This window comes from Curvibacter sp. GW821-FHT09D12, assembly GCF_059416245.1.
In genome coordinates this window covers 19,826-41,385 of the sequence record NZ_JBWKOU010000026.1, presented here as the reverse complement: position 1 = coordinate 41,385, position 21,560 = coordinate 19,826, and the positions used below count along the sequence as shown (strand labels likewise).

Annotated in this window: 21 protein-coding genes; 3 read left to right on the top strand and 18 right to left on the bottom strand. The window is 65.6% G+C overall.

Annotated elements, in window-relative coordinates; translation table 11 throughout:
* Nucleotides 1-2 precede the first annotated feature (2 nt).
* From AC07PT_RS26215 to AC07PT_RS26195, 5 genes are all read right to left on the bottom strand, one after another.
* On the bottom strand, nt 3-752 hold the full coding sequence (locus tag AC07PT_RS26215) for a DUF7146 domain-containing protein (protein ID WP_494658659.1): 750 nt from the start codon (nt 750-752) through the stop codon (nt 3-5).
* Nucleotides 749-928 carry a hypothetical protein gene (locus tag AC07PT_RS26210; RefSeq protein WP_494658658.1) on the bottom strand — a complete coding sequence of 60 codons (180 nt, stop codon included), beginning with the start codon at nt 926-928 and terminating at the stop codon, nt 749-751. Before AC07PT_RS26210 ends, AC07PT_RS26215 begins: the two co-directional genes overlap by 4 nt.
* Complete coding sequence (locus AC07PT_RS26205) at nt 925-1,290, bottom strand: hypothetical protein (protein WP_492350362.1); 366 nt, start codon at nt 1,288-1,290, stop codon at nt 925-927. Before AC07PT_RS26205 ends, AC07PT_RS26210 begins: the two co-directional genes overlap by 4 nt.
* An 870-nt stretch (nt 1,291-2,160) precedes the next feature.
* The gene (locus AC07PT_RS26200; RefSeq protein WP_494658657.1) at nt 2,161-2,490 is read right to left on the bottom strand and encodes an Ogr/Delta-like zinc finger protein; all 330 of its coding nucleotides are present in this window, start codon (nt 2,488-2,490) and stop codon (nt 2,161-2,163) included.
* A gap of 16 nt (nt 2,491-2,506) precedes the next feature.
* Nucleotides 2,507-2,881: a helix-turn-helix transcriptional regulator gene (locus AC07PT_RS26195; protein ID WP_494658656.1), complete on the bottom strand. Its 375-nt coding sequence runs from the start codon at nt 2,879-2,881 to the stop codon at nt 2,507-2,509.
* A 984-nt stretch (nt 2,882-3,865) separates the two neighbouring features.
* Here AC07PT_RS26195 and AC07PT_RS26190 point away from each other — a divergent pair.
* Nucleotides 3,866-4,243 carry a hypothetical protein gene (locus AC07PT_RS26190; protein WP_492350365.1) on the top strand — a complete coding sequence of 126 codons (378 nt, stop codon included), beginning with the start codon at nt 3,866-3,868 and terminating at the stop codon, nt 4,241-4,243.
* 40 nt (nt 4,244-4,283) lie between these two features.
* On the opposite strand, the gene AC07PT_RS26185 is transcribed toward AC07PT_RS26190, so the two are convergent.
* The 8 genes from AC07PT_RS26185 to AC07PT_RS26150 all read right to left on the bottom strand — a co-directional run bounded on the left by AC07PT_RS26185 (nt 4,284) and on the right by AC07PT_RS26150 (nt 13,031).
* The gene (locus tag AC07PT_RS26185; RefSeq protein ID WP_494658655.1) at nt 4,284-6,008 is read right to left on the bottom strand and encodes a methyl-accepting chemotaxis protein; all 1,725 of its coding nucleotides are present in this window, start codon (nt 6,006-6,008) and stop codon (nt 4,284-4,286) included.
* Nucleotides 6,009-6,225: 217 nt separating this feature from the next.
* Nucleotides 6,226-6,990, bottom strand: coding sequence for an amino acid ABC transporter ATP-binding protein (locus AC07PT_RS26180; RefSeq protein WP_494658654.1), 765 nt, complete (start codon nt 6,988-6,990; stop codon nt 6,226-6,228).
* 53 nt (nt 6,991-7,043) lie between these two features.
* On the bottom strand, nt 7,044-7,694 hold the full coding sequence (locus AC07PT_RS26175) for an amino acid ABC transporter permease (RefSeq protein ID WP_492350368.1): 651 nt from the start codon (nt 7,692-7,694) through the stop codon (nt 7,044-7,046).
* Between the two features lie 12 nt (nt 7,695-7,706).
* Entirely contained in the window at nt 7,707-8,363 is a 657-nt protein-coding gene (locus AC07PT_RS26170) for an amino acid ABC transporter permease (RefSeq protein WP_492350369.1), read from the bottom strand.
* A gap of 209 nt (nt 8,364-8,572) precedes the next feature.
* Nucleotides 8,573-9,013 (bottom strand): hypothetical protein, encoded by a 441-nt coding sequence (locus AC07PT_RS26165; protein ID WP_492350370.1) that lies wholly within the window; start codon nt 9,011-9,013, stop codon nt 8,573-8,575.
* 171 nt (nt 9,014-9,184) lie between these two features.
* Nucleotides 9,185-10,444 carry a phospholipase A gene (locus AC07PT_RS26160; RefSeq protein WP_494658653.1) on the bottom strand — a complete coding sequence of 420 codons (1,260 nt, stop codon included), beginning with the start codon at nt 10,442-10,444 and terminating at the stop codon, nt 9,185-9,187.
* Complete coding sequence (locus AC07PT_RS26155; RefSeq protein WP_494658652.1) at nt 10,441-10,923, bottom strand: hypothetical protein; 483 nt, start codon at nt 10,921-10,923, stop codon at nt 10,441-10,443. The genes AC07PT_RS26160 and AC07PT_RS26155 overlap by 4 nt, the downstream gene beginning before the upstream one ends.
* A 50-nt stretch (nt 10,924-10,973) precedes the next feature.
* Nucleotides 10,974-13,031, bottom strand: coding sequence for an ATP-dependent helicase (locus tag AC07PT_RS26150; protein ID WP_492350373.1), 2,058 nt, complete (start codon nt 13,029-13,031; stop codon nt 10,974-10,976).
* Nucleotides 13,032-13,224: 193 nt separating this feature from the next.
* On the opposite strand from AC07PT_RS26150, the gene AC07PT_RS26145 reads away from it, so the two are divergent.
* Together AC07PT_RS26145 and AC07PT_RS26140 are read left to right on the top strand one after the other, a co-directional pair.
* Entirely contained in the window at nt 13,225-14,145 is a 921-nt protein-coding gene (locus AC07PT_RS26145; RefSeq protein ID WP_494658651.1) for an acid phosphatase, read from the top strand.
* A 105-nt stretch (nt 14,146-14,250) separates the two neighbouring features.
* Nucleotides 14,251-15,228 (top strand): AEC family transporter, encoded by a 978-nt coding sequence (locus AC07PT_RS26140; RefSeq protein ID WP_492350375.1) that lies wholly within the window; start codon nt 14,251-14,253, stop codon nt 15,226-15,228.
* A 17-nt stretch (nt 15,229-15,245) separates the two neighbouring features.
* Here AC07PT_RS26140 and AC07PT_RS26135 read toward each other — a convergent pair whose 3' ends face one another.
* The 5 genes from AC07PT_RS26135 to AC07PT_RS26115 all read right to left on the bottom strand — a co-directional run bounded on the left by AC07PT_RS26135 (nt 15,246) and on the right by AC07PT_RS26115 (nt 21,546).
* Nucleotides 15,246-15,998 (bottom strand): M48 family metalloprotease, encoded by a 753-nt coding sequence (locus AC07PT_RS26135; protein ID WP_492350376.1) that lies wholly within the window; start codon nt 15,996-15,998, stop codon nt 15,246-15,248.
* Between the two features lie 178 nt (nt 15,999-16,176).
* Nucleotides 16,177-18,288: a replication restart helicase PriA gene (priA, locus tag AC07PT_RS26130; RefSeq protein WP_492350377.1), complete on the bottom strand. Its 2,112-nt coding sequence runs from the start codon at nt 18,286-18,288 to the stop codon at nt 16,177-16,179.
* 1,452 nt (nt 18,289-19,740) lie between these two features.
* Nucleotides 19,741-20,883 (bottom strand): uroporphyrinogen decarboxylase, encoded by a 1,143-nt coding sequence (gene hemE / locus AC07PT_RS26125; protein WP_494658650.1) that lies wholly within the window; start codon nt 20,881-20,883, stop codon nt 19,741-19,743.
* Between the two features lie 128 nt (nt 20,884-21,011).
* Nucleotides 21,012-21,266: a BrnA antitoxin family protein gene (locus tag AC07PT_RS26120; protein WP_492363006.1), complete on the bottom strand. Its 255-nt coding sequence runs from the start codon at nt 21,264-21,266 to the stop codon at nt 21,012-21,014.
* A gap of 1 nt (nt 21,267) precedes the next feature.
* The gene (locus AC07PT_RS26115) at nt 21,268-21,546 is read right to left on the bottom strand and encodes a BrnT family toxin (RefSeq protein ID WP_492350380.1); all 279 of its coding nucleotides are present in this window, start codon (nt 21,544-21,546) and stop codon (nt 21,268-21,270) included.
* Nucleotides 21,547-21,560: the final 14 nt, after the last annotated feature.

The following is a 21,560-nucleotide window of genomic DNA, read 5'->3' as shown; positions in this document are numbered from 1 at the left end:
TGTTAGCGCGGTGCGCGGGTGTCTTGTGCGGGCTCGCTGGGCGAGTCGTCGGGGGTGTCGCTCGGTGGCTCCACTGCGTGGGCGACTGCTTCCACTCCACAGGCCGAGGCCTTGCGCAGCAGCTCCGTCACTGGCCGGGCGTCCACGTCGTCGACGAACGCATGCAGGGTCGTGAGTCCCCGGGGCCATCGGAACGAGGCCAGAGCCTCGGTGCTCAGCACCGCCCAGAACGGCAGGCGTGTGGCGCGGCTGGCCTGCAGGGCTGCGCGCAACCCGACGGCCACGCCCAGGCGCAGCTCTTTGCCCTTGTGCTGCGGTGGGCACAGGCGAATGGAGGCGCCTTGCACCTGGCCATCCACGCCCGTGAGCTTCATGAAGCTGGGCACCGGGGCCGGATTGCCCTGGGCATCGAGGTACACGCGCAGCAGGGCCACCGTGTGGAGCTGGGTCATATGAAAGGGCGCGAACTCCACCTGCAGGGCCGCCAGCAAAGCCGGGTGCGCACCGCAGGCCAGGGGCTTGCCCGCACCGTCAAAGTGCCAGTAGTCCAAGGCCGAGTGAAGCCGCAGCGTGTCGGGCACTGCGCGGGCGTTCAGGCCCTGGCATTGCAGGAAGCGGTGGGCCGCATCACCCGTGCGGATGGGGTGCGACTCGGCCCAGAGCTGGGCGATGCGCTCGCGGTTTTGTTCGTAGGCATGGCGGCGCTCGGCCTGCAGTTGCAGGGCAGGCAGGCGCACAGGGTAGGCGGTCATGCGTGCCCCCTTGCAGCCTGGCGGCTCAGGTTCTGGATGCTGAGCACGCTCAAGGCGCGCAACTGGCCAAAGCGATCAAAGGCCAGGGTGCCGGCCGAGGCGCTGGAGCTGGCTAACTGGGTGTAGCGGTGCAGCTTGCCGCCCTGGTCCACCACGCGGATGAGATAGGCCTTCATGCTGCCCTCCCTTGGGTTGCGAGGGATTCGCGCAGGCTGGAGACGGTGGCCTCCGTGGCTTCGAGGCGCTGGGCCAGAGCTTCGTTGACCAGGCGCACCAGGGCGCCCAGTTCGTGGCGCTGCGGGGCCACGTCTTTGCAGTCGCTGGTCTTGGCCGGGCTCAGCAGTTTCTCAAGGCCCACATAGGCCTGCAAAACGTCGTGCAGGTTGGCCACGTCGTCGGAGACTTCGAGGGCCCAGGATGAGGCGGCGCGGGCCTGCCGGTGGGGCAGAGCGGCGACGTTGGGGGTGTGGTGTGCCTGGTCGTCGGAGTCGATGCCAGGGGTAGGGGCGTGCGTGTACGCACGAGCGGAGTTAGCCATTGAGGGCCTCACAGCAGGTTCGGTTTGCAAAAACCGACGCACCCGAGACCAATCGAGGGCGGCGGCTCGAACAGGTTGGTCTACCGGGAACCCGCTTGCGCGAACCGGCGAGCCTTGCGGCTCCCTGCCCGAGCCGCCAAAAAATGGAGGCACGAACGAACAAGCCGCAGGTGCTCTGCGGTAGAGGCTGCGGCTTGCGACGCAGCGGGTTACACGGGAGACCAATCCCGATCACGCCTTTTTTTGACGTGACCGCGCCAGTATAGCTAGCGCTGGTGGGTTTAGGTTGGTTTTTGATGGCGTCCGCAAATGCGAAGGGCTGCGCGAAGTGGCCGGCCGCGTTGGTGGGTTTTGTGGGAATTGGAGGGTTTGCGAAGGCGAATCGGCGCACCAAAAATTGCCGGGCCTGCTGAAAGCGCGCGCTGCCCGCTGCCGGCACCGTGGTGGGTTTGGTTGGATTTGGTGGGTTGCTGGCAGCGAATCGACGCGCCAAGAATTGCCCGGCTTGCTCAACTGGGGCTCGGCTCAGCGGCCCGGTTGTGGTGGGTTTGGTGGGAATTGGAGGGTTTGTGAAGGCGAATCGACGCACCAAAATTTGTCGCGCCTGCTCAAAGCGAGTGCTGTCCACTGCCCGCGCCGTGGTGGGTTTGGTTGGATATGGTGGGTGTTTGACGGCGAATCGGCGCGCCAAATTCGGGGCGCAGGTCCGCAAGTGCAGGGCGCTGGCCAGGGGCAGGAAACAGGGCTTCGGGGTCATGTTGAAGGGCGTTCGGGTGAAATCGGGTTGTTTTGGGCAAAGTTCGTCCCGCAGGGCCTCAAAACGGGCTCCGCTCAGTGGGAAATCGGGCTTGGGGGGCTAGGGCCTGAGCGCTATGCGCTGGGCGCCGTGACAGGGGGGGGCGGAAGGCTGGAGCGCTGCGGTGGCAGGGGCTCGGGCTCCGGGGTGTCTGCGGCCTCGGGCAGGGTGTTCATCTGCTCCACGATGGCGCGGCGGTTGATGTTCTTGCCAAGCGGCAGGCGCACGCTGGGGTCAGGGGTGGCAGAAGGCGAGATGGTGCGCAGCACTTCGGCGCCGGCCATGAAGGTGTGCCCGCATTGGACGTTCGAGCAAATCAGGAATAGCTCGCGCAGAGTGACCGTCATCTGGCGGCTGTTGCGCACAGTGGCTTTGCTTCGGCAGTGAGGGCAGATGAAAAGCATGGGCGGGTCTCCCTTCTCAAGCGGCGGCGTGTTGGGCTGCGCTGGCCTTCGGTGCGCTGATCTTGGATGCGCGGACCTTGGGCACCAGGCTGGGGCGGCCTCGGGGTGCCTTGGGCTTGGAGGCTGGCGATGGGGCAGGAATTGGCGTTGCAGCGGCTGGGCGCTGGGCGATCCAGGCGTCAATCTCCGATTCGCGCCAGGCCACCGCGTGGGCGGTCAGGTTGACGGCAGCGGGGAAGGTGCCTGCTTGGATGGCTGCATAGATGCTGCTGCGGCCGAGGCCGGTCATGTGTTTGACGTCCGCCAGGCGCAGCAGGCGGTCGCGGTATTGGCGCAGCGGTTGGTCTACTGCGGTGTCGTTGGCAATCTGGATGTCGGTGGATGAGTGCATGCCTCTATGGTCATGTACGGACGGCTGTGGATTGGCGAGTGCTGGTTGTGTACGGGCCGTACACAACCAAAGGTCGGGCAGATTGGCGTCATTGGATGAGGCTGGCGACATTTGATCGGGTGGCCGGTTGGAGGGTTTGGTTGGAATTGGTGGGTGTTTGACGGACAACTGGCACACCAAGTTTGCGGCGCGGGTCTTTGAGTGTGGTTTGCTGGACAGGGGCTGGAGGTTGGGCTTTGGAGTCATGGTGAGCAGCGGGTGAGGGCGGTTTGGCTGGGGTCGGGATGTTTTGGGCTGAGTTCGTCCCGCAGAGCCTCGAACAGGCTCCGCAAAGTGGGCGGTTGGGGTTGGGGTTTGGGCCTGAGCGCTATGCGCCGGGCTGAGTGGCCGGCGCGGCCGTGGGGCTGGTCAGGCTCAGCGGTTGGGCGGCGCTGGTGTCGGCGGGCTGGACGTCGGTGGATGAGTACATGCCTCTATGGTCGTGTATGGACGACTGTGGAAATCCGAGTGCCGGGTGTGTTTGGCCGTTTTACACCTTGCCGTCGGCCGGGCGGTGAGCGCTTGACGTGGGTGCACCAAGCGCCTCAGGAGCCCTGAGTAACTAAGGCGTCAGGTCCGGGTACGAAATGGGGTGATCAGGTCCGCGTGGTATGGTGCCGGCCTGGGCTCTTTTCAGGCTGGGGGCAACATTGGGGGCAACTCCAGTGACCTGCAACCTCAAGAAATGAGTGTTTATGCGGCTTTCAGGGATTCTTTCGGTAGAGTCCCAGCCACCAAGACATCAAAAAAGCCCTAAGCACTCAAACGCTTAGGGCTTTTTTCGTTTTGATCCTCACCCATGCAGCCATCCTGCCGGATGGCTTTTTGTTTTTCTGCGTCGGCCCTGTGCCGTCTTCAGCCCCGTTGGCTGTTGTGGCATCTCAGTCGGGCCTGTCGGCCTGGCTGGTGGGATTGCCAGCCGTCGCGCCTCCAAAAGGACACCTCATGGTCGTCGTCGATACCCTTTCCATCCAGGACCACGCCCAGGCACTGCAGGGCATGCTCAGCACCCGCACCCTGAATGATTTCGCGGCGGAAGCCCGGCTGGATGGCGAGAGCCTGAGCCAAGCGGTTGAGCGCTATGAGATTGACTATGCCTGGAGCATTCTGGGTTCCGAGCGGCTGCTGGGTGAAACCTTGGCAGTACTGGCGTTGCGCTTGCAGGCGCCGCCGAGCGAGCCGCAGACGGCCCGGGTGGCAGCGGTCTTGCAGGCAGCGGCAGCGGCGCAGCCGCCCGAGGCGCTGATGAGCTTTGACAACGAAGTGCCCCAGCAATTGACCGGCCTGCTGTGGCCTGCTGTGGCGCCAGCGCACAGCGCCTGAAATTCAGCGCCTCAGGGCCTCAGGCCTCCGTGGGAGGGGTTCAAAAACTCTCCCAGTCGTCGTTCCCTTTGCTGTGGCTGAGCGCAGGTGACGGAGCCGACGCCGGGGCAGGCACTTTGGGCTGACTCAGCTTGGCCATGGCCGGGCCCCGGCTGACTGGTCGGGGGCTGGTGGGGGTTGCCTGGGGTTGGGGGGCTGTCTTGGCACGTGTCAGGTCGTTGGTGATCTTGAACTGCGCCACGGCCTCCACCAGTTCGGCGGCCTGGGTGCGCAAGGCATTGGCGGCGGCCGACATCTCTTCCACCATGGCTGCGTTCTGTTGAGTGGCCTGGTCCATGTGGGTGATGGCTTCGCCCACCTGAGCCACGCCCGAGCTCTGCTCGGTACTGGCGGCGCTGATCTCGCCCACGATGTCGGTCACCCGGCGGATCGAGCTCACCACGTCGGCCATGGTGGCGCCGGCTTTGTCGACCAGGGTGCTGCCATGGCCCACCCGCTCCACGCTGTCTGAAATCAGCGCCTTGATCTCCTTGGCTGCTTCGGCCGAGCGGCCGGCCAGGCTGCGTACTTCACTGGCCACCACGGCAAAGCCCCGTCCCTGCTCACCGGCCCGAGCGGCCTCCACCGCGGCATTCAGGGCCAGGATGTTGGTCTGGAAGGCGATCCCGTCGATCACGCTGATGATGTCGGAAATGCGGCGCGAGCTGTCATTGATGCCACGCATGGTGTCGACCACCTCCGACACCACCTGCCCACCCTGACTGGCCACGTGGGAGGCGCTCTGGGCCAGCTGATTGGCACCGCGCGCATTGTCGGCGTTGTGCTTCACGGTGGCGTTCAACTCTTCCATCGAAGCCGCCGTTTGTTCGAGGGCGCTGGCCTGCTGCTCGGTTCGGTTGGACAGATCCTGATTCCCCATGGCAATTTCTGCGCTGGCGCTGGACACCCCCTCGGCATTGCTGCGCACCCGCTGCACGATCAGGCTGAACTGGTCGCGCATGTGGGCCATGGCTTTGAGCAGCACGCCGGTTTCGTCTTGGCCAGACACATCAACCGCCACCGTCAGGTCGCCGGCGGCCAGGTGCTCGGCCACGCTCACCGCCTGGGCCAGGGGCCGCACGATGGCCCGGGTCAGCAGCAGCCCCAACATCACCGCCAGCACCAGCGACAGCGCCACGGCCACCGCCACCCACACCAGGGTCTGCGTGTAGCGATCTTGCGATCGGCGGAACGAGTCATCCGCGCCCTTCAGATTGATGTCGGCGAGCTTTTGCACGTCGGCGAAGGTGGCCTGCATGGTGCTGCGGGCTTCGCCATTGAAATAGACCCGCGTGTCGGCCAGCTTGTCCTCACCCTGGCCGGACAAGGCCGCCAGCTTTTCGGAGCTGACCAGGTAGCCTTGGCGGTGTTGCTGGTACTCGGCGTAAATCGGCCTTTCTGGGGGCGTCAACATGGCCTCGTAGCGCTTTTCCTGTTCGCCCAGGGTCTGGACCAGCTTGCGCATCCTTTCTTCCTGGGCCTTCTTTTCTTCGGCTGCGGTGGCAATCACATGCTGGCCTTCGGCCCGTCGGATCTGGCCGAGGGTGTCCTGTATCTCGCCCAGCACCCGTATCGAGGGCAGCCAGTTGCTGGCCAGATCGACCACGTTGTTGTTGATGGCGCCCAACTGGCTCCAGGCAAAAATGCCCAGAGTCATCGTCATCACGACGATGGCGGCGAATGCGGCGCCCAGTTTGGCGCCAATCCTCAGGTCGGACAACTTCATTGACAACTCCGATCGCGAAATGAACACGGCCACGGACAGAACACGGGTGGGGTCAGAAGGTGACGGCACCCGCCAAGGAGAGCGCGGAAAGGGGGGCGCGCGCTCTCGTATCAAAAAGTTTCAATGCTGTCCGTGTTTGTGACACGGTTGTCGACGGTTGGCAAGTGTCACGTGTCGGACGGTCGTGACAGACCCAGGGGAGGGCGCCTGAGGCGGATCAGCCCATGGCCGACAGGAACTGGCGCAGCTCGGGGGTTGCCGGCTGGCTGAACAAGGCTTCGGGCGGGCCCTCCTCATGCACCTTGCCCTGGTGCATGAAGATGATGCGGTCGCTCACCTTGCGGGCAAAGTTCATCTCGTGCGTGACCATCACCAGGGTCATGCCCTGCTCCGCCAGGCTTTCCACCACCTGCAGCACCTCGCCCACCAGTTCGGGGTCCAGGGCAGAGGTCACCTCATCGCACAGCAACACCTCGGGGTCCATGGCCAGCGCGCGGGCAATGGCCACTCGCTGCTGCTGACCGCCGGACAGTTGCTCCGGCAGGCTGTCGAACTTGTTGCCCAGGCCCACGCGCTCCAGCAACAGCTCGGCGCGTCGGTGCGCCTCGGCCTGCGGCAGGCCCTTGACCAGGGTGGGGGCCAGCATCACATTGCGCCCGGCGCTCAGGTGGGGGAACAGGTTGAAGCTCTGGAAGATCATGCCCACGTTCTGACGCAGCTCACGCATGGCCTGGGCGTTGTCGGGCTGCAAGGGCTGGCCGTGCACTGTCAGAGCGCCCTCCTGAAACACCTCCAGGCCGTTGATGCAGCGCAGCAGGGTGCTTTTGCCCGAACCGCTTTTGCCGATGATGCACACCACCTCGCGGCGATGGATCTGCAGGTCGATGCCTTTGAGCACCTCGTTGTCGCCGTAGCGTTTGCGCAGCCCACGGATGTCGATCAGGGGCAGGGTGGAGTTGGTGGCGGTCTCTGGCAGATTCATGGCGGGGATCCGGTGGGGCGGCAAGAGCGTGAAGCGTGAGTGTGGAGAGGGCTTCAGCGCTTGGGGCGCAGGGCGCGCTCGATGCGCCGGCTCCACCATGACAGCGGAAAGCACAGCGCAAAATACATCAGGCCCACGCAGCTGTAGACCAGAAACGGTTGGTAGGTGGCATTGGCAATCATCTGGCCGGCCTTGGTCACCTCCACAAAGCCGATCACCGAGGCCAGGGCTGTGCCTTTGATCACCTGCACCAGAAAGCCAACGGTGGGTGCGATGGCCAGGCGTGCGGCCTGCGGCAGGATCACATGGCGCAACTGCTCGCCAAAACTCATCGCCAAGCTGGCGGAGGCTTCCCACTGGCCGCGCGGGATGGATTCCACACAGCCGCGCCAGATCTCGGTCAGGTAGGCACTGGCGTACAGGGTCAGGCACAGCGAGGCCGCCGTCAGCGGCGTGGTCTCCACACCCAGCATGGCCAGGCCGAAATAGGTCAGAAACAGCTGCATCAGCAGCGGCGTGCCCTGGAACAGCTGCACATACAGCGCCACGCCGCGCTGCGCCCCGGGCCAACGGGCGGTGCGAGCCACCAGCAGGGCCAATCCGACCGCTCCGCCGCCGACAAAGGCAATCAGCGACAGGCCGGCTGTCCAGCGCAGGGCCAGCAGCAGGTGCCGGGCGATGTCCCACAGAGAAAACTCAACCATCGCAGCGACTCCTCAGCGGCCAAAGATGAAACGCGGCCCGAACCAGTTCAGCAGGTGGCGCAGGGCCACCGCCAGGGCCAGGTAGGCCCCGGTGACCAGGATGTAGGCCTCGAAGTTGCGGAAGGTGCGGCTGGCGATCAGGTTGGCGGCGAAAGAGAACTCCTCGGTCGAGATCTGCCCGCACACCGACGAACCCAGCATCACGATGATCATCTGGCTCACCAGCGCGGGCCAGACGCGGGCCAGGGCGGGTGGCAGCACCACCCGCGTGAAAATCTGCCAGCGGTTCATGGCCAGACTCAGGGCTGCTTCGATCTGCCCCTGGGGCGTGGCCTCAATGCCGGCGCGCGCGATCTCGCTGGCGTAGGCGCCCAGGTTCAGCACCATGGCCAGCGCGCTGGCCACCTCGGGCGACAGGCGCAGGCCCAGCGAGGGCAAGCCGAAAAACAAAAAGAACAGCTGGATGATGAAGGGCGTGTTGCGCACCAGTTCCACATAGGTCGCCACCCCGGCCCGCAGCCAGGCCGGGCCGTGCGCGCGAAGCCAGGCGCACAGCACCCCCAGGGCCACGCCCAGGGGCGCGGTCAGCAAGGTCAGCAGGCAGGTCAGCGCCAGGCCCTTGAGCAGCAGCGGCCACTGCGCCAGCACGATGGAGAAGTCCAGGATCATGGGTGCTCCCCCGCGTGCCGGGCCATCCGCCGGCCCCAAGGGGCTTCAGTGCCGCTGGCCTGGCGGCCCGGCAGTGCCATGTAGGGAAGAAGGGTGTTGGGCATGCCAAAGCCATAGCAAGATGCATGCTAGGCCCTGTGCTGACCTCGGTGCGTCGGCACCAGGGGCCCGCCTTCAGGGGGGGGCAGCCCGAGGGGAGGCCGGGGTTGTCAGTGGGTGTTGCGGTTGCCCGTCGACGACTTGCCGTAGGCCGACTGCGGCTGGCTGAACGGGCCTTGGCGGGGCGGCGTGGCCTTGGGAAACTTGCCGTGGGGCAGGGCATGCAGGCGATGGAACAGGCGCCGGCAGTAGCCCTGGATCCCGATGCACTTGTTGATTTCCTCGACAGGCAGAGGGCCCGACACCACCACGATGTCGTTGGCAATGTCGATGGCGCCTGCTGCCCGCAGCCGCCGCCGTGCACCGGTGGCCCACGACTGGATGCGGGTCGGGCTGCCGTGCTGGTGCAGTTCGCCGGTGCTGCGGTCAAAAGCGATGGCCACGGTGTCCGTCTTCAGGCGAAAACGCCGTTCACCCGTGTACGGGCTGGGCGGCTCCTTCATGTCGTACAGATAGTAGCTGCCGGCTTTGAGTTGGTATTGCAGATCCATCGGTGTGTCCTCTTGATCTGATTGTGGTGTGCGCGCTTCGGTTTGATGGCTGGAAAAGGCCGGTAAAACCCCCCGTAAAACACGGGGTGCCTCGGGCCGCTGCTGGTTGGCGCGCAAGCGTACACCAGCCAGCCCTTCCCGGGGCTGACGATCACCACGCCTTGATCTGGCTCAGAAGTCGACCAGGCTCAGGCCCACGCTGAACACCACCCGACGGCGGTTGTATTCGACCAGGCTGTCCCCGTAGCCGCTGAACAACTGGGTGTGCAGGCGCAGCCCGCTGTGCCCGCCGGTGGCCGGGCCGTTGCCCAGGGCCTTGAGCCATTCCAGCCGCACCGAGCCCCGCGCCTGCGAGCCCAGCGAATGCCGTGCCGTGGCAATCAAGGTGTTGTCCAGGTCCTTGTTCCAGGCCAGCGACAGCTCGCCGCGCCCGATGTAGTTGCTGATGCCGGGGTTGTCGTCATTCGCCGCACTCTCCGAGATGCGCCGCCACAGCCGGCCCTGCAGGCGCCAGCGCGAGTCCAGCTCGGCGCCCGCCATCCAGTAATAGCGGTTCCAGCTGCGCGACAGCGGCAGGCTCTGGCCATTGGACTGGTGCACCAGCCCCAGCCCGTTGTAGCGCAGGCGCCAGCCGCCGGGCAAGGCCAGGGTGCTCGGGTACACATACACCAGCTCGGGCTCGTGGTCCGTGGTGCGGAAGGGGCGCGAGATCTCGGGGCTGAACAACTGCCAGTACGACTGCTGGGTGTAGCCAAACCACAGCGAGTCTTTCAGGGTGGGGTGGCCCTGTGTCAACAGGCCCTGCGCGATCTTGGTGCGCACCGACAATTGAAGCCGGGTCTCGGTGCGCCGGTAATCGATGGCCGTGGTCTGGGTGTGGCCCTCGCTGGGGGAACTGGGCTGGGTGTTGACGCTGTCCGAGGCGATCACCGACAGGCTGATCGGGCGGTAGCCCCGGAGGCCGAAGGTGCCGCAGTCGCTGCCCGCCTCCAGCTCCCAGAAGCGCGACAGCTCCGAGTACTGCGGGTCGTGGCAGCCGGCGTCGCTGCCCACGGTGATGATGCGTGTGGCCGGCAGGGTGGTGTCGACCGGTCGGGTGCTGGGCTGCTGGCTGGCCAGTGCGCCGGGTGACACCGTCAGCTCGCGCGACACCGCGGCCGCGCCTGTGCTGCTGTCGCTTGGCTTGGCCGCCAGGCTGGGGGCCGGGGCCGTACGCTGGGCAGCCCAATCGTCAAAGCAGGCCAGACGGGCGGCCGGGTCGTGCGCCAATGCTTTGCAGGCCTGCCAGCCGGTGGCGGGGCTGCCGCCCGGGGGGGCAGGCTCGACCTGCGCCTGAGCCTGAAATGGGCCGGCCAGGCCCATCATCAGCAGCGCAGGCACCGAGGCCGCGGCCCGGCGCAAGACGAGAAGGAGGGGCGTGGGCCACCTCATCGGGCGACCTTGCGGAGCACAAAGTGCAGCGGTTTCTGAGTCTGTGTTTCGGAGGTCCATGTGCCTTTGATTTCCCGTCCGCAGCTTTCAGGGCTGACTTCACCGAGCCAGGTGGCCGAGATGTTGCGCCCGTTGGCGGATTCTTCGAGCGTGAAGTCGCCATTGTCCACGTCGCCGCTGACCCAGGCCCGCACGCCTTCGCGCTGCAGCAAGCCCCGCACGCTGCCCGCCAGATCGGGGTGGCGCTCCAGCAGCACGGTGGCCGGGGTGGCCTGGGGTTCGAACTCGGCCCGCCACAGACCGTACAGGTCCGAGGCCTGCAATTCGTCGGGTTGGGGGCAGGGTGTGGCCTGAGGCACCAGGGGCGCGGCGGCCTTGGCTTGGGGGGGCTCTGCGGAGTCGGCCGCCAGCGCCTGCAGGCTGGCCGTCAGGGCTGCCAGCACCAGGGCGTTCTTCAAGGGACGAGAGGGTCGAAGCATGGCAATCTCTAGCGCATCGGGCCCCGTATGTCGGGGGCCGTCGGCGCGGGTCAGTTGGGGGCGGCCCCGGCCGCCGCCCGCTTGGCAAATTCGGCGCGCAAGGCCTTGAGCTTCTCGCGCGGGTCTTCCTTCACGGTCTTCTGGTCCAGGGCCATTTCGGCAATGAAGCGGCTGGGCAGGGCCGCGACCATCTCGCGGCCTTTTTTGCGCCGGCGTGTCCAGCTCACGGCCAGCGTGCGTTGGGCGCGGGTGATGCCCACGTACATCAGGCGTCGTTCTTCCTGCAGGCGCAGCGCCAGGCTTTCGCCACTCTCCGCGCTGCCGGGCTCCTGGTCCATCTTGAAGGGCAGGATGTTCTCGTTCACGCCCACCAGCATCACATGAGGCCACTCCAGGCCTTTGGAGGCATGCAGGGTGGACAGCGTGACCACGTCCTGCTCCTGTTCTCGGTCGCTGATGGTGGACAGCAGGGCGATCGTCTGCGCCACCTCGAGCAGGTTCTTCTTCTCGGTGCTGGTGGTCACGCCCGCGGTGTCATCGATCTGGCCGCCACAGCGTCCGGCCATCCAGTCGCAGAACTCCATCACGTTGGTCCAACGGGTGGCGGCTGCCTTCTCGCTGTCTTCGTTGTCATACAGATGCTGCTCGTAGCCGATCTCTTTGAGGAACTCATTGAGAAAGGCGCGCGCATCTTCTGCGCCCAGGGTTTGCTTGGCCCGGTATTCCAGGTCATTCACGTAGCGGCCGAACTCCTGCAGCCCGGCCGATGCCCGTGCCGGCAGCACGTTTTGCAGCGAGGAGCTGAACAGCGACTCGAACAGGCTCAGCTTGTACTGGTCGGCGTACACCCCCAGTTGCGCCAGGGTGGTGTGGCCGATGCCACGCTTGGGCGTGGTGATGGAGCGCAGGAACGCGGGGTTGTCGTCGTTGTTGATCCACAGCCTGAACCAGGCGCAAAGGTCCTTGATTTCGGCCCGGTCGAAAAAGCTCTGCCCGCCCGACACCTTGTACGGGATCTGCGCGCGGCGCAGCGCCTGTTCGAACATGCGGGCCTGGTGGTTGGCGCGGTACAGGATCGCAAAATCCTTCAGGTTCTTCCATTGCGAAGTGGCGCGCAGGCTCTGGATGCGGGCCACGGCCCGCTCGGCCTCGTGCTCTTCGTTGTCGGCGTCCACCACGCGCACCGGCTCGCCCTCGCCCAGTTCCGAGAACAGGGTTTTCGGGAACAGCTTGGGGTTGGGCTGGATCACGTTGTTGGCCGCGCGCAGGATGGCCGAGGTGGAGCGGTAGTTCTGCTCCAGCTTGATCACCTTCAGCTGCGGAAAATCGATCGGCAGCTTGCGCAGGTTGTCCAGTGTGGCGCCGCGCCAGCCATAGATCGACTGATCGTCGTCGCCCACCGCAGTGAAGCGGGCTCGCTCACCCACCAGGGCCTTGAGCACCTCGTACTGGGTGGCGTTGGTGTCCTGGTACTCGTCCACCAGCACGTGGCCCAGGGTGTTCTGCCATTTCTCCCGCACCTCGGGGAAGTCGCGCAACAGCTTCAGTGGCATGCCGATCAGGTCGTCAAAGTCGACGCTCTGGTAGGCCGTCAGGCGTTCCTCGTAACGCGCCATGATCTCGGCGATCACCCGCTCGTGGTCGTTCTCGGCCTGGGCCATGGCATCGGCCGAGTTCATGCCCTGGTTCTTCCAGGCGCTGATGGTCCATTGCCACTGGCGTGCCGTGGCCATGTCGGGGCTGCCGCCACAGTCTTTCAGGATGCCGGTCACGTCGTCGGCGTCCAGGATGCTGAACTGCGGTTTCAGCCCCAGCGCCTGGCCGTCTTCGCGCATCAGGCGCACACCCAGGGCGTGGAAGGTGCAGATCACCAGGTCTTTGGCGTTGCGTCCAATCAGGCTCTTGGCTCGCTCGCGCATTTCGGCAGCGGCCTTGTTGGTGAAGGTGATGGCGGCAATGCGCTTCGGGGGCATGCCTGCCTCGATCAGCCGTGCGACCTTCATCGTGATCACCCGCGTCTTGCCCGAGCCAGCACCCGCCAACACCAGGCAGGGGCCTTGCAGGTAGTTCACGGCTTCAAGTTGGGCGAAATTCAGACCGGCAGACATGGGGAGATGGAAGGCGCCTGTGACAGGCTGATGAGCGGCGGGGAGGCCAGCGGGGCCCGCAATGATACCGGCACCGGCCAGCGCACGCTGGTGGGGCCCCGGCTGGCGCCGGCGCGCTGGCTGGCCCGGAAGCCGGCACCTGCCTGACAGGGCCGGCTTCGTTCACATCGCTTCCGATCAGGAGACAACGTCCATGTTTTTGCTGTCCCGCCACCTTATTCCCTTCAAGGCCTGCTCAACCCGCGGGTCACGTCTGAGCCCGCTGATCCTGGGCGCGGCCCTGGCCGTGCCGCTCGCGGGCCTGCTGTCCGGCTGTGGCGGTAGCCACGCTGGCTCTGCCCAGGATCCGTCCGAGCCACCCACCACCTTGACCGAGGTCGGCGAAACCCGGCCTGGCTCCGGCGTCATGCGCGGGTACCTGGCGGCCGACCAGTACCCCGACAGCCTGGCCCTGCTGCCGGCGCCGCCCGCGCCGGGCTCCGCGGCGGCCCAGGCCGATCAGGCCGCATTTGAAAGCACCCGAGCCTTGGCCCAGGGGCCCCGCGGCGTGCTGGCGCGCCAGGATGCCAACCTGAGCTTTCCGGCCTCGGCCAATGCCTTTGCCTGCACCACGGGCTTCGAGTTCGATCCCCAGCTCACCCCCCACCTGACCACGCTGATGCGGCGCAGCTATGTCGACGCAGGGCTGAGCACCTACAAGGCCAAGGTGTTCTACCAGCGCCAGCGCCCCTTTGTGGTCAACAACACCGGCACCTGCACCCCCGACGATGAGCCCGCGCTGCGGGGCGACGGGTCTTACCCCTCGGGCCACACGGCCATCGGATGGGCCTGGGCCTTGGTGCTCACCAGCCTGATGCCCGAGCGCACCGATGCGCTGCTGGCGCGGGGCTATGCCTTCGGGCAAAGCCGCGTGATCTGCGGCGCGCATTGGCAAAGCGATGTGGAAAACGGCCGTGTCGTGGCGGCCTCGGCGGTGGCGCGCCTGCAGGCCGATCCGGTCTACCAGGCCCAGTGGAAGCGTGCGGCGGCCGAAGTGGCGGCCCTGCGCCAAGCCGCGCCGCCCCTGACGCGCGACTGCGCTGCAGAAGCCCAGGCCCTGGCTCTGAAGCCTTGAGCGCCTCTGCAAACCTGGCAGCAAAGCCGGCAGAATAGGCCGCTTGCCGTGGCAGAGGGTCCGCCCGGCACCCTGTGCCGGGCTGCCGGCTGAAAGTGTTTGGCCGTGCTCTCGATTCTGCAAGTCACCTTTCCCTTCTTTGCCCTGGTTCTTTGCGGCTACTTGGCCGCGCGTCGGCGGATGTTGCCTCTGGAGGCCATTGGTGGCTTGAACGGCTTTGTGCTGTTCTTTGCCCTGCCCTGCATGCTGTACCGCTTCGGGGCCAGCACCCCGATCGCCCAGATGCTGGACGCCACCCTGTTCGCCGTCTACCTGCTGTGCTCGCTGGCGCTGGTGGGCTTGACCGTGCTCAGCACCCGCCGCGGCCCGGTGGCCACCCGGCTGGGATGGAACGACACCGCTTTCGGCGCCCTGGTGGCGGCGTTTCCCAACACCGGCTTCATGGGCGTGCCCTTGCTGGTGGCCCTGCTGGGGGCCCAGGTGGTGGGGCCCACCATCGTCACGCTGGTGGCCGACATGGTCTTCACCTCGTCGCTGTGCATCGCCTTGTCACGCCTGGATGGTGCCGGCCAGCATGGGGTGGCGCAGGCCCTGCGCAATGCCTTGCGTGGGGTGGTGGCCAATCCCATGCCCTGGTCCATCCTGCTGGGGGGGCTGGCGTCGGTGCTGGGCTTCAGCCTGCCGGCGCCGCTGCAGAAGACCGTTTCGCTGCTGGCCGATGCCGCCTCGCCCGTGGCCTTGTTCACCATGGGGGCGGTGCTGGCCCGTTCGCAGATGCTGCCCTCGCGTCAGGCCGCGACCCAACGGGGCTGGGGCGATGTACCGCGTATCGCGCTGTACAAGCTGGTGTTGCATCCCTTGCTGGTGTGGGGTGCCGGCCATGCCGCGATGGCCGCTGGCCTGCCGCTCGACCCTTTTGCCCTGACCGTGGTGGTGTTGCTGGCCGCCCTGCCGAGCGCCAGCAATGTGTCCATGCTCACCGAGCGCTTTGGCGCCGACACAGGGCGTGTGGCACGCATCATCCTGGTGTCGACCGTGGTGGCCTTTGTCAGCTTTCCGGCTGCCGTGGCCTGGCTGCGCTGAGCGCGAACCGGCGCTGCTCAGCCTTTCAGCTGTGATTCAACCTGCTTGGCCCGTTCGCCCGGAGCGGGGTGGCTTGAGAACATGCTGTTCTCGCCGCCGCCCAGGTCTTGCAGTTTGCGCAGGGCGCTGCTGGCGGCCTGGGTGTCGTATTGGCGCTTTTGCATGAAGCGCACGGCGTACGCATCGGCATCGCTTTCCTGGCTTTGCGAGAACTGGGCGTGGATCAGTTTTTCCGCCAGATCCCCCAGCGCTGACTGGCTGAGCACCGCCACCGCGGCATTGCCCGACGCGGCGACCGCATCCCGCGCGGCAGAGGCCGCATAGGCGGCCTGCAAGGCTTTTTTGCTGTGGCCTAATTTCACGTGGGCGATTTCGTGGCCGATGACGAAGCGGAGTTCGTTGTCGTTCATCTTCTCCATCAGGCCGCTGTAGACCCGAACGGTGCCATCGGCCATGGCAAATGCATTCACCTCGGGGTTGAGGTAGACCTTGAAGTTGAGCTTCAGCCCGTCTTCGTTCTTCAGACCGGCGGCCAGCCGGTCCAGGCGCGCCGCCTGTGTTGAGCCGGCCGCGGCGACCTTGTTGCGCTTGTCCTCGGCTGCGCTGACCTGCCGCGCCACATCGGCAACCTCGGCATCGCTCAGGGTGGCGGCCTTGAGGCCCTTGCCGGCCGCGCTGACGGCGCTCCCGAGATCGAATGCGTGTGCCAGGCTGCCGGTGAGGGTCAAGGCGGCGACCAGTGTGGCGCTGGGCCAGAAACTGCGTGTCATGAGTGAACTCCCTGTTCATCGTTGCTCGCCCTGCGTCAAGACCCGGGGCCTGTCCTTGGGCCTCGCAGAGCCTGCGCAGTGTCGGGCCCGGGGGCGGCCTCAAGACCTCGATTTTTCGCTTTGAGAGCTTTGTAACCAGGCCGATCGCGTGAGTGGCGCAGCTTCGGGCGCAGGAGGTTCAGATCATCAGTGGGTCGACATCGATGGCCCAGCGGATCAGGCCTTTGTGCTCGGGCTGGGCCCGGGTGGCGTGCAGCACGCCTTGCCAGGCGGCCAGAAAGCGCTGCAGCGCGGCGCGCGAATCCGACTCGATGAGCATCTGGGCACGCTCGATGTTGGCCACGCGCTGCACCGTCATGGGCACGGCCGGAAAGCGGAACACCTGCTCGGCCCCGGGCAGGGCCTCGCCTGCGGCACTGGCCGCATTCAGAAACGCCTGGGCCACGTCCTGGCTGCGGGCCTCGGCGCGCACCAGGGCCTGGAACGAGAAGGGCGGCATGCCCGCCTGTTCACGCTCGCGCAACTGTTGCGCGGCAAAGGCCGGGTAGTCGTGCCGTTTCAGGGCCTCGAACAGCGGGTGGTCGGGGTGGAAGGTTTGCACCCACATCTCGCCTTCGCTGTTTTGCGCACTCACGAAGGCGGCGTCGCGGCCGGCCCGGCCGCCAGCCTGCATCAGCAGGGCAAACAGGCGCTCGGGCGCCCGGAAGTCGCTGGAGAACAAGGCCCCGTCGGGGTTGATGGCCGCCACCAGGGTGACGCGGCGGAAGTCATGCCCCTTGGCAATCATCTGGGTACCCACCAGCACATCGACTTCGCCGGTGTGCACCTGGGCCAGTTGCGACTCCAGGGCGCCCTTGGCCCGGGTGCTGTCGGCGTCGATGCGGGCGATGCGCACCGGCTGGCCATCGGGCCGCAGCGTGCCTTCGAACAATTCAGCGAGTTGCTCTTCGAGTTGTTCGGTGCCCCGGCCCAGCGGCGAGATGTCCAGATTGCCGCATTCGGGGCAGGCGCGGGGGACGGGCTGGGTGAAGCCGCAGTGGTGGCAGCGCAGTGTGCGATCGATCTTGTGAAAGACCCGGAATGCGCTGCAGTGCGGGCACTCGCTTTTCCAGCCGCAGTCGCGGCAGTGCAGCACCGGCGAATAACCGCGCCGGTTCAGGAAGATCATCACCTGCTCGCCACGGGCCACTCGCTCGCGCAAGGCGGCACTCAGCGGTGCCGAGAACACGCTGCCACGGGGTTGGCGGTTCATGTCCACCCGTCGCACCCGGGGCAGACCGGCAGCGGCCGCGGCGCCCACGCGCGTGGGCATCAGCAGGCGCTGGTAGCGCCCGCCTTCCGCGGCAGGGCGGCTGTGGTGCCAGCTCTCCAGCGAGGGGGTGGCCGATCCCAGCAGCACCTTGGCGCCCTCCTGTTGGGCTCGGTACACCGCCAGGTCACGTGCCGAGTAACGGGCCCCCTCCTGCTGCTTGTAGCTGGGGTCGTGCTCTTCGTCCACGATGATCAGGCGCAGGCCCGGCAGCGAGGCGAAGATGGCCATGCGCGTCCCCAGCACGATGCGCGCCACGCCCCCGTGCGCCGCCAGCCAGCTTTTCAGGCGCTGCGGGTTGGTCATGCCGCTGTGCATCGAGACCACCGCTTGTGGGCCCCAGCATGGCGCAAAGCGGGCCTGGAAGCGCTCCTCCAGTTGCGGGGTCAGGTTGATCTCGGGCACCATCACCAGGGCCTGAGCCGTGGGGTCGCGCTCCAGCAGGGCCTGCACACTGCGCAGGTACACCTCGGTCTTGCCGCTGCCGGTGGCGCCAAACAGCAAGAAAGGGCCGCTGCCCTCTTCAATGGCCTGGGTCACAACCCGCTGTTCTGCGGTCAGTTCGGGCAGCGCCGCCGCGCTGGCTTGGTTGTCGGCACTGTCGTCGGCCTGCGGCTGGCGCTTGAGCCGCCGCGCCAACTGCTCGGGGCCCAGTTCACGCAACTGGGGCGGCAGGGCCGCCAGCGCCACTTCGCCGAGCGAGCGCTGGTAGTACCGGGCCGAAAAACTCACCAGCCGCATCCAGGCCTGGCCCAGCGGTGGCACGCCTCCCAGCACGCCTGCGATCTGACGCTCGGCCACGCCTGCGCTGTCCAATTCGGCTTCGGCCACCGGCCAGACCACACCCAGGGTTTCGCGCTTGCCCAGGGGCACGCGCACCAGGGTCCCCGGAGCCACGGGCTCCGGACTCAGGTAGGTGAGGGGCCCCGAGAGGCCGCTGTGGGCCGGCGTCTGGACCACGACGGCAATCCGGTGGGTCATGGGGCTGGATTGTGCGTCAGCGCGCCGGGGGGCGGACCCGAGTCATCGCTTCCGGGACCGCAGCGATCTGTGGATAAGTTTGTTGACAGATGGCCGCGCAAGGCCGCTGGGTGTGGCCTGCGCCGCTCATTGAGTCGCTGGACCGGGGTCTCATGGCTGAAGACAATTTGAACAAGGACAAGGACTTAGCCGATTTTTGGTGGCATTCCTGAGGGGGGCTTTCCATGGGCCAGGGCGTGCCCCAGTTTTGTGCATAACTTCGCTCAGCGAACGCCCTGCCGTGCCGAAGAGACTTGTCCCCAAGGCCAAGCCAACTGTCCACAGACTTGTCCGCACCCGCCCCGGCTTCATCACTTTTCCGCAAGTGCTTGATTTGTTTGAATTTTTCACATCAGCGCCGGTTTTCTGTGGATAACTTTGGGGATAGCCTGTCGCCAGCCGTGCCAAAGCCTTGTCCCACAAGGCTTTCAACAACTTGCCTGTTTATTTGGCAATTTAAAAACCTCAATGAAATCAATGGGTTGTCAATGCAGGAAAAGCCGGGGGCGGCGAATGCATGTCCCACCGCCCAAACAAGCTGGGGGCTTGCTGCTGTGCACAAGTTCCGGATCGTGCAATGCCCCAAGCGGCCATGGCAGAAGGGTTGGCGGTGTGGACGCGGCCCGGTGACTTTCCGACTATCGGTCATTGCCTGCCGTTCAGTTCATCCTGCCCCGAGAAAACCGCGCTAAGTGCTTGATGCCAAAAGGGGTTTTTCAGGTGTTCACAGAAGCTGTGGATAACTTTGTTGATATCCAGCGCGCATGGGCTGCAAACCCTTGCCAAACAAGGGTTTGCTTACGTTGCCCACAAAATCGGCAGAGAAAAAAATCCATATAAATCAATGTCTTATTCTTTTTATAAGAAATTCTGTCCAGGACTGCCCGTGTTGCGATGCATCAGAAATTTTGTGCATAAGTGCTTGACGGTCTTCGCGTTTTCGGTCCCTGGTTGAGGCTGATGGCCTTGCGCTGGCAGAAAACGCAGGGCGCCGCCTGGGTGTTCGCACGGCGATCGCACCGCGTTCTCAGGCACCGCTTGAGAAAAATAGAGTAAGTCCTTGTCGGGATAGCGATTTAACAAAAATTCACAGATCCTGTGGATAACTTTGTTGATATCCCACTCGTGAACCGTCAAAACCCTTGTGCCACAAGGCTTTGCTTAGGTTGCCTGCAAAATTGGCAGAACACAAAACCTATATGAATCAATGACTTGCAAATTTGTTGTGGCGAGATCGTCAGGGTGCTCAAGGGTTGCGGTGCATCAGATGATTTGTGCATAAGAGGCTTGACGAGCCTGCCGGTGCGGGCTCCAGCGTGGCGTGAGAAGGCGAAAAAAAACGCCCGCATCGGGCGTTTGGGGGCAGGGCGGCCTGTGAGGGCTTCTGGCGGCCTTCGACGGCCTGTGATGGCCTCAGAGCCCGCGCTGGCGCCTGGAGTGGGTGTGCACGGCCTCGACCAAGGCGCTCACGTGCTCGGGCGGAGTGTATTGGCTGATGCCGTGACCCAAGTTGAAGATGTGGGTGGGGCCGGTGGTCAGCGGGTCCAGGTGCGGGGTGCCGAAGCTGTCCAGCACGCGGGCCACCTCTTGTGCAATCTGCTGGGGTGGCGCAAACAGCACGTTGGGGTCGATGTTGCCCTGCAAGGCCTTGCCCGGGCCGCCGACAGCGCCGCCAACGCGGGCGCGGGCCTGACCCAGGTTGACGGTCCAATCCAGGCCCAGTACCTCGCAGTCCAGGGCCGCCATGGCGTCCAGCCACTGGCCTCCCCCCTTGGTGAAGACGATGCGTGGAATGGCCACGCCCTCATGTTCACGCTTGAGTTGCTGCAACACGCGGGCCGTGTAGGCCAGGCTGAACTGCTGAAACGCGCCATCGGCCAGCACACCGCCCCAGCTGTCAAAAATCATCACCGCCTGGGCGCCCGCCTCGATCTGGGTGTTCAGGTAGGTGGCCACGGCGTCGGCGTTCACCTCCAGCATGCGGTGCATCAGGTCGGGGCGGCTGTACAGCATGGTCTTGACCAGGCGGTAGTCATCACTGCCCTTGCCTTCGACCATGTAGCAGGCCAGCGTCCAGGGGCTGCCCGAAAAGCCGATCAGCGGCACCCGGCCCTTCAGGGCGTGGCGGATGCTGGTCACGGCATCGAACACGTAGCGCAGCTTGTCCATGTCGGGCACCTGAAGGGCCGCCACGGCGGCCTCATCACGCACCGGGGTGGCAAAGCGCGGGCCCTCGCCCTGGGCAAAGGACAGGCCCAGGCCCATGGCGTCGGGCACGGTCAGGATGTCGGAGAACAGGATGGCCGCGTCCAGCGCGTAGCGCTCCAAAGGCTGCAGCGTGACCTCGGTGGCGAAGTCGGTGTTGGTGGCCAGCCCCATGAAGCTGCCGGCCCGGGCCCGGGTGGCGCAGTATTCAGGCAGGTAGCGGCCGGCCTGGCGCATCAGCCACAGCGGCGTGTGGTCGGTCGCCTGGCGCCAGCAGGCGCGCAGAAAAGTGTCGTTTTGCAGCGGCGCGAAGCGGCTGGCGGCGGGATGGGGGGCGGCAGAGGTGCTCATCCCTGGATTGTCGCAGCACCGTGCGTTCTGGCTGCAACGCAGGAGGCCCGGGTTTCTTGCCCTGGATCAATTTTGATGCGCTGAGAAAGTGCGGAGGAAAGCGGCAGAAGCCAGGCCGCTGCGAAACCTCAGCGCTGAGGGTGCATCTTCAGCCACTCTTTCAAGGCTTGATCGATGCGGGTTTGCCACCCGTCTCCAGCTGCACGGAAAGCGGTCAGCACCTCGGGCGACAAGCGAATGGTGGTGGAGATCTTGCGCGCTGCCTTCTGCGGGCCGCGGGGGCTGCGCCTGAGCTTGTCGCGCAGGCTGGCGGGCAGGTCGTCCACACGGATGGCCTGCTCGAACATGGCCTCTGTCCAGGCCGGATTGTCGGCGTCAGTCATTTCAGGATCGGGCTTCTTGCTCATAGCGGCTTTGCTCTCTGAAGTTGGCCTTGCGAAAACTGATTACCCGGATGCCTCGGCTCGTCTCTGCGTACACCACCACGTGGGTTCTCGCACCGATCAGGCCCAGAGCGATGTAGCGTGTTTCTGGGTAGGGCTGACGCCTGTCCTGCCAGATCAGCGAAGACTCGAAGTCAAACTGTCGCACCAGTTCGAACGAGAGGCCGCGCTGCCGGATGTTGGCCTCGTTTTTACGAGGATCATATTCAAGTTCCACCATTTTAGGATGGTGGA